The sequence below is a fragment of the Paraburkholderia sp. RL18-101-BIB-B genome (assembly GCF_046026985.1).
GTDB lineage: Bacteria > Pseudomonadota > Gammaproteobacteria > Burkholderiales > Burkholderiaceae > Paraburkholderia.
In genome coordinates, this window is record NZ_JARESV010000100.1 from 1 (window position 1) to 10,559 (window position 10,559).

Annotated in this window: 8 protein-coding genes; 5 read left to right on the forward strand and 3 right to left on the reverse strand. The window is 61.4% G+C overall.

Annotation, left to right across the window (positions count from 1 at the left end):
• The 3 genes from P0D73_RS45300 to P0D73_RS45310 all read left to right on the forward strand — a co-directional run.
• On the forward strand, positions 1 to 655 hold a 655-nt coding region (locus P0D73_RS45300; RefSeq protein ID WP_408320982.1), incomplete at its 5' end, for a dehydroquinate synthase/iron-containing alcohol dehydrogenase family protein.
• Between the two features lie 41 nt (positions 656 to 696).
• Positions 697 to 1,599 (forward strand): NAD(P)-dependent oxidoreductase, encoded by a 903-nt coding sequence (locus P0D73_RS45305; protein WP_408320980.1) that lies wholly within the window; start codon positions 697 to 699, stop codon positions 1,597 to 1,599.
• Between the two features lie 722 nt (positions 1,600 to 2,321).
• Positions 2,322 to 2,771 carry a hypothetical protein gene (locus P0D73_RS45310; protein ID WP_408179578.1) on the forward strand — a complete coding sequence of 150 codons (450 nt, stop codon included), beginning with the start codon at positions 2,322 to 2,324 and terminating at the stop codon, positions 2,769 to 2,771.
• Positions 2,772 to 2,841: 70 nt separating this feature from the next.
• Here P0D73_RS45310 and P0D73_RS45315 read toward each other — a convergent pair whose 3' ends face one another.
• The 3 genes from P0D73_RS45315 to P0D73_RS45325 are packed head-to-tail and all read right to left on the reverse strand — an operon-like array spanning position 2,842 to position 8,678.
• Positions 2,842 to 4,317, reverse strand: a complete 1,476-nt coding sequence (locus P0D73_RS45315; protein ID WP_408436206.1) for an efflux transporter outer membrane subunit — start codon at positions 4,315 to 4,317, stop codon at positions 2,842 to 2,844.
• The gene (locus P0D73_RS45320; protein WP_408320977.1) at positions 4,310 to 5,497 is read right to left on the reverse strand and encodes an efflux RND transporter periplasmic adaptor subunit; all 1,188 of its coding nucleotides are present in this window, start codon (positions 5,495 to 5,497) and stop codon (positions 4,310 to 4,312) included. The genes P0D73_RS45315 and P0D73_RS45320 overlap by 8 nt, the downstream gene beginning before the upstream one ends.
• On the reverse strand, positions 5,487 to 8,678 hold the full coding sequence (locus P0D73_RS45325; protein WP_408320975.1) for an efflux RND transporter permease subunit: 3,192 nt from the start codon (positions 8,676 to 8,678) through the stop codon (positions 5,487 to 5,489). The genes P0D73_RS45320 and P0D73_RS45325 overlap by 11 nt, the downstream gene beginning before the upstream one ends.
• A 939-nt stretch (positions 8,679 to 9,617) precedes the next feature.
• Between P0D73_RS45325 and P0D73_RS45330 the strand changes: the two genes are divergently transcribed.
• Complete coding sequence (locus tag P0D73_RS45330; RefSeq protein ID WP_408320973.1) at positions 9,618 to 10,016, forward strand: hypothetical protein; 399 nt, start codon at positions 9,618 to 9,620, stop codon at positions 10,014 to 10,016.
• Positions 10,017 to 10,184: 168 nt separating this feature from the next.
• A partial coding sequence (locus tag P0D73_RS45335; protein ID WP_408436209.1) for a POTRA domain-containing protein occupies positions 10,185 to 10,559 on the forward strand: 375 nt, incomplete at its 3' end.

The following is a 10,559-nucleotide window of genomic DNA, read 5'->3' on the forward strand; positions in this document are numbered from 1 at the left end:
GGTCTTCTCGGTGCTCGATCCGACCACGACCTACTCGTTGCCGCCGCGACAGATTGCCAACGGTGTCGTCGATGCGTTCGTTCATATCGTCGAGCAGTATCTGACCTACCCGGTGGACGCCAGGGTACAGGACCGTTTCGCCGAAGGCCTGCTGATTACGCTGACTGAAGTCGGCCCGCAAGCGCTTGCCGAGCCGCACAACTATGCGGTGCGAGCCAACCTGATGTGGACGGCAACGCTGGCTTTGAACGGTCTGATCGGCGCCGGCGTGCCGCAGGACTGGGCGACCCACATGCTCGGCCACGAGATCACGGCGCTGCACGGGCTCGATCACGCACAGACGCTCGCCATCGTGCTGCCTGCCATGCTGAGCGTGCGCCGCGAGTCGAAACGCGGGAAGTTGCTGCAGTACGCCGAACGAGTCTGGAACATCACTGAAGGCAGCGAGGACGAGCGTATCAGTGCGGCGATCACGGCGACGCGTGTGTTCTTCGAACGCATGTCGGTGGGAACCCGCTTGCGCGACTATCAGATCAGCGGCCAGTCGATCGGCAGGCTGATCACGAAACTCGAAGAGCACGGGATGACGGCATTGGGCGAACACGGCGACGTGACGCTCGACGTGAGCCGTCAGGTCTATCAATTCGCAGTCTGAACAGGCCCGCCTTCGCGCGGCCGATCATTTGGAATGGCATTATGAAAATTGGATTTGTAGGACTTGGCTCGATGGGCGCAGCGATCGCGAAGAACCTGATCGACGCCGGGCACGACGTGCAGGTTTTCAATCGTAGTCCAGCCCGCGCCGAACCGTTGCGCGAAGCGGGGGCGAGTGTCGCGTCGAGTCCCGCGCAGGCGGCGCTGGGGGCCGACGTAGTCTTCACGATGGTGGCCGACGATTCCGCGCACGCAGCGGTCACGTTCGGCGAGGCGGGCATCGCCACCGCACTGAAGCCGGGTGCGCTGCACATCTCGATGAGCACGATCAGTGTCGCCGCCGCGCAGGATCACGCTGCGAAGTACCGTGAAGCGGGTCTTGCCTTCGTGTCCGCGCCGGTGTTCGGCCGGCCCGATGCCGCGGCGGCGCGCAAGCTGTTCATCATGGCGGCCGGCGCGCACGAGCACCTCAAGGTTGCCGTGCCGCTTCTCGAAACGCTTGGGCAGTCGGTCGGCATTGTCGGCGAGGATCCTTCGCAGGCGAACCTGGTGAAGCTGATCGGCAATTTCATGCTGTCCGTGATCATCGAAACGCTGGGCGAAGCCTGTGCCGTAGCGGGCAAGGCCGGCATCGATCCGATGCGTCTGGTCGAGCTGCTGACGAGTGCAAACTTCAATGCGCCGCCATACAAGATCTACGGCCCGCTGATTGCGTCGCAGCAATTCCAGCCGCCTGGCTTCTCGTTGCCGCTCGGCCAGAAGGACAACCGCCTGATGCTGGCAGCCGCTGAGGCACTGGGCGTTCCGTTGCCGCTGGCAAGCCTCGTCCACGACCGGTTCCTGACGTTGCGCTCGCAAGGGCTCGGCGCTGAACATGACTGGTCGGCGGTGGCACTTTGTGCGCTGTCCGATGCCGGCTTGAGCAACGCGCTTCACGGCGGCTGAGCGCAATGGGCACAATGCCGCTCGCCAGGAGCGGCATTTCACATGCCGACCAGCGCGCGAGTGGGGATGTCGAGCACGAGCGGATCCAACGTGCTATCCCAGGCTCAGCTGCGGCCCATATTCGGCTCCGCCGTCGTGGTCGCGCGGTTTCGAGCCTGACACCTCGCACGACCTGTATCAGAGAGTGGTCAGTGGCGATCTCGATGCCGCGGTCGTCACACGGCCACCATTCAATCTGCCGAAAAGTTGCGACTGGCACACGTTCAGGGAAGAGCCGCTCGTGCTCCTGAGCCTGCCGCGATGAAGGTGACGGATCCGCACGTCACATTGCAGACGGAACCGTTTCTCCGTTACGACCGCAATGTTGTCGGTGGGCAACTCGCCGAGAGCTACCTTCGGCAACATTGCATTACGCCGCATCAACGCTGCGAGCTCGACGGGCTCGGTGCGGCTCCGGTTGATCCAGGCTTTCTTGCAAGTGGCCTCGGAATTCGATTGTGGCTAAGCGGCACAGTGCCGTTGCAAATTTATCGTAAATGCAGCCTCACCGATATCGCTATAGAATTGACGCGACCCAACCGTGAATGTCGATGATTCGCGAGTCAGCAGGGCCGTTTCGCAACTCTCTAGTCGATACACTTTCAATGTCCCATAGCACTCGCCGGCCCACGGGCCGCGTTTCTTTTGGTCGGCGTCACCTGAGCAAGGAGATGCTGCTCCCAATGACGAGGCGAGCTGCCTCTGATATCTCGCTCGCAAATCACCTTGCGCTTGCGGTCTGCCGCAAAGGGCAAGGAAACGCTCATCTGATCAGTGAGCTGAACAGAGCCGTCTATCTGACGTACTACTTACAAGAGGCCGGATTCGGTAATGCATCTGTCGATTTGTATCGGCGTGCCGAGGCCGCATTGGATCAAGCTGCTGGCAGGGCACAGTGTGACGGCGTGTGGCAAGTCAGTGCGGAGGTCGCGAGTATGCTTGAGGAAATTCTCGCCATTCACGATCAGCAACTGACGGCGGCTGCGACCAGACACGTGATCGGGGCCAAAGCGCGGTTTGCCAGGTTGAACAGAAGCAACCACCGTTCGCCGGTTTCGCAAGACGCACGGCCAACTGATCGCCGCGACGACTCCGGGTTCAACGTTTCCGCGACCGCCAACAGGTTGCAATAGTCCGGACAGGGAACGCGCTCCGAAGTAGCCAACAATTCGGGGCTGCCGTTCCCGCGCCGTGTAGCGGCGGTCAATTCGCGCTGGGTGCCGTTGCCGCTGCTGTAGCGACGAGTGCCGGCGCCGCAGCCGCTTGAGCCAGTTCGTCGCTTGACCATCCACCGCCGAGCGCATGCAGGAGTTGCACGTTCGCACTCAACTGGCGCGTCTGGATATCGAGCACGCTGCGTTGCGCTTCGAGTGCGACCGTCTGTGCCTGCACGACATCGAGGTAGCCCACCACGCCCTGGCGATATTGACGCAACGCGAGGTCGACCGAGTACTGCGCGGCGTTGGCTGCGTCCCGTTGCTCACCCAACGCAGTGCCGAGATACGACAGCAGGGCAAGGTTGTCTTCAACCTGCTGGAATGCAGACAGTACTACGCCGCGGTAGCGTTCTCCCGCTTCTTCGGTTGCCGCCTTGGCGGAATCGAGTTGCGCACGACGGTACCCGCCGTCGAACACGTACTGCACGAGCTGCGGGCCGACCGCCCAGAACAGATTGGGCGCGCTAACGAGGCCGGCGTAGGCTGCGCTTTGCACACCGCCCTGCAAGCTCAGCATGATGTCCGGGAAGTAGGCCGCCCGCGCGACGCCAATCTTTGCGTTGGCCTCGGCCACCCGGCGTTCCGCCGCAGCGACGTCGGGCCGGCGTTGCAGCAGCGTCGACGGCAGGCCGGTGGGAATCGCCGGCAACGCGATGGCGGCGGTCTGGGGCGGCAGGCTGAATTCGGACGCAGAGGTTCCGACCAGGACCGCGATCGCGTGTTCAAGCAGAGCCCGTTGCGCCAGGTTCTGCGACAGCTGCGACTTCGCTGACGAAAGTTGCGTTTGCGCTCGGGAAACATCGAGGCCCGACACGATCCCACTGTTATGCAAAGTTTGCGTGAGTTGTAGCGCCTTCGTATACGCCACGACAGTTTCGTTCAACAGCTCGGTTTGCTGGTCGAGGCCGCGCAAGCGGAGGCAACTGTCCGCGAGTTCGACCTGCAGGCTCAGCCTGACCGAGGCCAGATCGGCCTGGGTCGCCTGCGCCTCGTCCTTGCCGGCCACCACGGAGTCGCGCACACGCCCCCAAAGGTCGAGGTCATAGTTGATTTCGCCGCCAAGCGTGACGGAGTTGTAGTCGTTCGGGCCGCCCACGCGCAACGGCCGGTTGTCGGACTGGCGCTCACGCAGCGGCACGGCGCTCACACTGACCGACGGGTACAGTCCCGACTCGACCTGCGCCACGAAAGCCTGCGCTTGCTCATAGTGTGCGTACGCCGCGCGCAAGTCGGTGTTGTTGGCCAGCAGACGCGCTTCGAGATCGTCGAGTTGCGCGTCGCAATACATCTTCCACCAGCCGTTGCGGTCTATCCGGTCGGCGGGCTGTGCCGTGGTCCACGGGCCGACCGTCTTGTATTGCGCCGCGATCGGCGTCGGCGGGACGTGATATTGCGGCGCGAACGAGCAGGCGCAGAGCGCGACGACGCTCGCGAGAAGCGCCGGAAGTCCATACTTAACCATGTGCAGCTGCCTTCTTGTCGGTCGCCGTCGCCACCTCCACGCTGTCGCCGTCGGCGAGTCCGTCGGGCGGTGTATCGATCACGCGATCGGTTGCGGCGAGCCCTGAGCCGATCTCCACCGAGTCGCCCAGGTCGCGATTGATCTTCACCTGTTTGAACAGCACGTGACCGTTCGCGCCAAGCGTGGCGACCACGACGCCGCGGCTATCGAAGACGAGCGCGCTGGCCGGTACACGGACCGAATCGGCGGAGGCGGGCAACGAGAATTTCAGGCTGGCGAAGCCGCCCGGCAGCAGCTTGCCGTTGGCGTTGTCGACCAGTAGTTGAACCAGCGTCGTTCCCGAACTCGAATTGACCGAGTCTGCCGCCGCTACCACGCGCGCGGTGAACTGCTGGTCGGGATACTCCGGGACGGTCAGGTTGGCGGTCGTGCCGTCGTGTATCGCCGGTGCGTAGTTCTGCGGCACCTGGACATACACGCGTAACTGCTTGACGTCGGAGACCGCGAACAGCTCCTGTCCGACCCCGCCGCTGCCGGCGTTGACCAACGCGCCGACGTCGGTATCGCGGGCGGTCACCACGCCGTCGAATGGCGCGACGATGCGCGCGAAAGCCTTGGTCGCGACGAGGCGGTCCACGTTGGCCTTCGCGGCCGCGACGATCGCTTCCTTGGCGGCGTAATCAGCCGTGCGCTGATCGACATCCTGCTGGGCGACGGAATCGGTGCCGCTTAGCGCTTCCCAGCGCTTGGCAGTCGTACCCGCAAGTAAAGCATTCGCCTGGGCACTCTGGAGATCCGCGCGCGCTTGCAATAGTTGCTGGTCGAGCTCGGGCGTTTCGATTTCGGCGAGTACCTGGCCCGCTTTGACCGGCGCGCCGATATCGACATTCCATGATTTCAGATAGCCGCTGACCTGCGCGAAAATCGGCGCCCGCGTAAACGCTTCGAGGCGGCCGGGCAGTTGCAGCGAGGGGCCGTTGGCGTCGCGCAAGGGCTGGATCACGTTGACGGTCGGCACGGCCTGGGCGTCAGTCCAGGTTTTCAGTTTGCGGGCATCGGCGGCTCGCAGCGTGAGACCGGCGACGACGATGCCTAAGACGACCAGCAGGCCGACCACGCCTGCTACCAAAAGCGGGCGGCGCGACGGTGTATCAGTGGGAAAAGTAGATTCAGACGACATGAGCAGGACCTCCCGAGACGGATGCCGGGGTAGCCGCGCGCCCGGGGCGCGCGTGAACGATACAGAAAATGACGGGGACGAGGAACAGCGAAGCGGTGGTGGCAAACAGCAGACCGCCGATCACCGCGCGGCCAAGCGGCGCGTTTTGCTCGCCGCCTTCGCCTAAGGCAAGCGCCATCGGCATCATGCCGATGATCATGGAAAGCGCGGTCATGAGCACGGGGCGAAAACGCGTAAAGCCCGCTTCGAGCGCGGCCTTGAATGGGTCGCCGTGGACGGCAAAACGTTCGCGGCAGAAACTGACGACCAGAATCGAGTTGGCCGTCGCCACCCCCATGCACATGATCGCACCGGTCAATGCGGGTACCGAGAGCGTCGTGTGGGTCGCGAACAGCATCCAGACGATACCTGCCAACGCGGCAGGCAACGCGGTCACGATCACGAACGGGTCGGCCCACGACTGGAAGTTGACCACGATCAGCAGATAGATCAACACCACCGCACCAAGCAGGCCGAACAACATGCCGGCAAAGGCGCTGTTCATCGTCTGGACCTGGCCCAGCAGTGCAACGGAGGAGCCCTTGGGCAAGGTGCCGGCGTTGTCGTGCACGATGCGCTGGATATCGGACGCCACCGCGCCGAGGTCGCGGTCTTGGGTGGTCGCGAAGATCTCGACCATGGGCTGGATGTTGTACTGGCTGACAACCTCATTGCTGCTGGTGCGCTGGACTGTCGCCAGACCACCGAGGATCTGGGCGGTGCTTCCGCCGCTGGCCGTGATCGGCAGATTTTGCAGCGCGGCGAGCGAATCGAGGCTGTATTGCGGCGTTTGCATCACGATCGGATAAGAGACGCCGTTCGCGTTGTTCAGCCAGAACGTGGGCGCGACCTGGCTGGATCCCGCGAGGTTTACCACCATACTGTTCGTCACGTCACGCTCGGTGATGCCGAGCAATTGCGCGCGCGTGCGGTCGACATCGACGTTGAAGGTCGGGTTGCCGTGCGACTGCTCGATCCGCGCATCGACCACGCCCGGCACATCGCGGACCTGGCGCAGCAGACGGTCCGCATACGCGTAGTTGGCGTTCAGGTTATTGCCGCGAATCTGCAGGTCGATCGGCGCCGGCGAACCGAAGTTCAGGATCTGACTGATGATGTCCGCTGGCGGGAACGAAAACGTGACGCCCGGGAATTCTCGCGGCAATCTCTCGCGCATGACGCGAACATACTCGTCGGTTGGACGATGGCCTTCGTTCAGCGCGATCTGGATGTCACCGTCCTGCGAGCCGACCGTACCGGTGTTGTTGTACGCGGTATTGATGCCGCTGACCGGCAGACCCATGTTGTCGACCACGGTGCCGAGATCCACGGGCGGAATGATCTGGCGAATCGCGCCTTCGACATTCGCAAAGATCTGCGCGGTTTTTTCAACCCGAACGCCGACCGGTGCGCGCACATGCATCAGGATTTGTCCGGAATCGACCGAAGGGAAGAAGTTGCGGCCGAGGAACGGCACCAGCGCGAAGGAGAGGGCGACAAAGCCGAGGAAGCCGCTGACGAACGGACGCCGGTGGGTCAGCGCGAGTTCGAGCAACCTGCGGTAGGCGCTGCGCACCTTTTCAAAGCGCGCTTCGAAGCCGCGCTGGAAACGCCCGAGCGGGCCGGGGCGCTTCGTGTCCTCGGCGTGCTCGTCCTGCACATGCTGTTTCAGCAGGTATTTCGCCATCGTCGGCACAAGGGTTCTCGACAGGATGAACGACGAGATCATCGCGAAGATCACCGCTTCAGCCATCGGCACGAACAGGAAGCGCGCGACGCCGTTCAGGAAGAACATCGGTACGAACACGATGCAGATACAGAGCAGCGAGACGAACGCCGGCGTGACGATCTGCGCGGCGCCGTCGAGAATAGCCGTCTCCACCTCCTTGCCATGCTCGAGGTGCCAGTTGATGTTTTCGATGGTCACCGTGGCGTCGTCGACCAGAATCCCTACCGCTAACGCGAGACCGCCGAGCGTCATGATGTTCAACGTCTCGCCGAGCGCGGACAGCGTGGCGATGGAGCCGAGGATGGCGAGCGGGATCGAGGTTGCGATGATGATCGTCGAGCGCCAACTGCCAAGGAACAGCAGGATCATCAGGCTCGTCAACACGGCCGCGATCACGCCCTCGCGCGCCACGCCGGTGATCGCCGCACGCACGAACAGCGACTGGTCGCCGATGGGCTCGATCTGCAGGTTATCGGGCCATGACGCCTTGCCTGCAGCAATCCGCTGCTTGATGCCGGAAATGATGCCGAGCGTCGACACTGAACCGTTCTTAAGCACCGACATCAGTACCGAACGCCGGCCGTCCACGTGCACGATATTGGTCTGCGGCGGGCTGCCATCGCGCACGTTCGCAATGTCACGAATATAGACCGTGGTGCCGTTGGCCGCCTTGACCGGCAGATCGCCCAACGCTTTGATTTGCGACGGTGCATTGTTCAGTTGCAACGTGTACTCGTAGTCACCGATCTTTTCCGTGCCGACCGGCGTAATCAGGTTCTGGCCGGCGAGCGCATTGGCGACATCCTGTGCGGACAAGCCCCGCGCCTGGAGTGCCGCCGGGTCGACGTCGATTTGCACCTGACGTGTCTTGCCGCCGAACGGGTAAGGGATCGCTGCGCCTGCTACCGTCGTGAGAACCGGGCGCACTGCATTCAGGCCAAGGTCACCGAGATTCTGTTCGGAGAGTCCCTTGCCGGACAGCGCCAACTGGATGATCGGCACGGTCGACGCGTTGTAGTTCAGGATCAGAGGAGGCGTCGTACCTGCAGGCAACTGCCGCAATTGAGTTTGCGCAACCGAGGTCACCTGCGCGTTCGCCGTGCTGATATTCACGCCCGGCTGGAAGAAGATCTTGATGATCCCGAAGCCGGCGACTGATTCCGCCTCGATATGCTCGACGTCGTTCACCGTGGTCGTCAGCGTGCGTTCGAATGGCGAGGTGATGCGGCCGACCATCTGGTCCGGGGGCAGACCCGTGTACTGCCACACGACGCTGATCACGGGAATCCTGATATCCGGAAAGATATCGGTTGGCGTCCTCATCGCGGACAAAGGACCGATGATGAGAATGAAGATCGCCAGGACTACGAAGGTGTAGGGTCGCCGAAGGGCGATACGGACTAGGCCGAGCATGAGAATTCCAGAGCTTGGGGTAAAACGTAAGAGTGTCCTGGCGGAGGCTAGCGCGGCGTGCGGTGGCGCGCAGCCGCGTGCTTGTACCTGCCACAAGCACAAGACGCACTTGAGCTGACGGCATATTCGACCGTGACGGAATACTGGATAGGGCTACGCATAATCTGCATTTCTTGAGAATTGCTCTGCTGCTTACGATCAGTCAAAAAGCTTGCGTGCATCTTTCAATTGCCCGGCGTTTGGAAGAGAAAGACATGCGCAACGAAGAGGGTCGCCTTGGGCCACGTGCCGATGTGCTGCAACGCAACTCAAGCGCGAATGTACACAAAGCTCGGCATTCCTGCTGAAGGACAAATAAGAAGTCAGGCACGTATGAATGCGGGGTGAGTCCATTTCTCTTTACCCGCAAATGCCGGGAATACCTTGTCATTGTTGGGCAGAGGGATGTGTGTCAAGAACCGGACACAGGCGTGCGAGCGCCGTTTCCTGCGAAGGCTAAACCGTCAGCGTTTTTTATTACCGATTGTTCGAGAGGTCCACATGTGCTCTTGACACCATTTGCTAAGTGGCATTCAAAGAGCCGACTTCGATTCTGGAGATGAGGTCTTCACGCCATCGCCATATCATTCAAGATGAACGTCACGGTAAAAGCGATGTTTTGCACAAAACAGTTGTGCGGAAAACATGTGGACTAGAAAGCGGTTTTCACGCCCCCGAGTCGGTCGTTAATTGGCGGAGAACGATGCTTTCAATCCGTGCCGATCTCCCTTTCTCTTCTGAAATGTTCAGGGTCAATGTTGCCCGCGGGCCGCATAAATTTGCTGGATTGAAGATTCAGTAATGGATAAGGGCCGAAGGAAAGTTTAGCTAACCGTCGCGTAACTCAAGGCTTGGGAGCGCGTCCTACACTTCAGTCCTTGCTTGATTCTGGAGTGCTCCATGGCACCGCGACCCTCTCTTGCGATCGACTCCGTACGTGGCTTCGAATTGACGGGCGACGGTCAGTATTTGATGTTGAAAGCCAATCAGACTTCCAGCATTGCGTTGCATTGCTCAGTCATGCACGAGCTGCTGGCAGCGTTGTCGAACGCGATTGGCGTGTCGGAGCGGATTCGCAGCAAGAAAAAGAGCGTGAAATTCGCGATGCCGTGTGAGGCCTGGGAGATCGGCAAGGACGCCGGTGCGGCAGCCCATCTGATTCTTACATTCCGTCTGCCCGGCGGCGCGGAACTGTCGTTTCGCATGCAACGCACTGAGGCCGCACACATGACGGAAGTCCTGGCGCTTCTGAGCGGCATCGCAAAGATTGGTGATCTGTCCGCCATCACGGTGCAATAGAGCTCGCGCCTGAATCACCCGCGACCTAGATCGATACGCGACATAGCGTATTGAAGTCGGGTCTCCACGTTGTGTCTCTATCATTTGGCTTCCCTTTGCATGCTTGTTCAAACTTCAACTGCACGCCGTAGCAGGGCGGTGACTCTCGTCGGCCTAAGTGTGACAGCAATGTCGGCCCACGCGAGCGACTCGTTCGTGATTCGCGATATCCGTCTTGAGGGATTGCAACGCGTCGAACCTGGTACCGTGTTCGCCTATCTGCCCATCAAGCAAGGCGACACCTTCAGCGACGATAAGGCATCGGAAGCCATTCGCGCTCTGTACGCCACGGGCTTCTTCAACGACGTCAAGATCACGACCGAAGGCAACGTCGTCATCGTGCAGGTGCTGGAACGTCCGGCCATCGGCACGATCGACTTCGCCGGCATTCATGAGTTCGACAAGGACAACCTGACCAAGGCGCTGCACGCTGTTGGTTTGTCGCAAGGCCAATACTACGACAAGGCGCTGGTCGACAAAGCCGAGCAGGAACTGAAGCGCCAA

What these genes read in the sequence shown, in the direction of transcription:
- P0D73_RS45325 (WP_408320975.1), bottom strand. Translation starts at nt 8,678, where the DNA reads ATGCTCGGCCTAGTCCGTATCGCCCTTCGGCGACCCTACACCTTCGTA.
- P0D73_RS45310 (WP_408179578.1), top strand. Translation starts at nt 2,322, where the DNA reads ATGACGAGGCGAGCTGCCTCTGATATCTCGCTCGCAAATCACCTTGCG.
- P0D73_RS45305 (WP_408320980.1), top strand. Translation starts at nt 697, where the DNA reads ATGAAAATTGGATTTGTAGGACTTGGCTCGATGGGCGCAGCGATCGCG.
- P0D73_RS45330 (WP_408320973.1), top strand. Translation starts at nt 9,618, where the DNA reads ATGGCACCGCGACCCTCTCTTGCGATCGACTCCGTACGTGGCTTCGAA.
- P0D73_RS45315 (WP_408436206.1), bottom strand. Translation starts at nt 4,317, where the DNA reads ATGGTTAAGTATGGACTTCCGGCGCTTCTCGCGAGCGTCGTCGCGCTC.
- P0D73_RS45320 (WP_408320977.1), bottom strand. Translation starts at nt 5,497, where the DNA reads ATGTCGTCTGAATCTACTTTTCCCACTGATACACCGTCGCGCCGCCCG.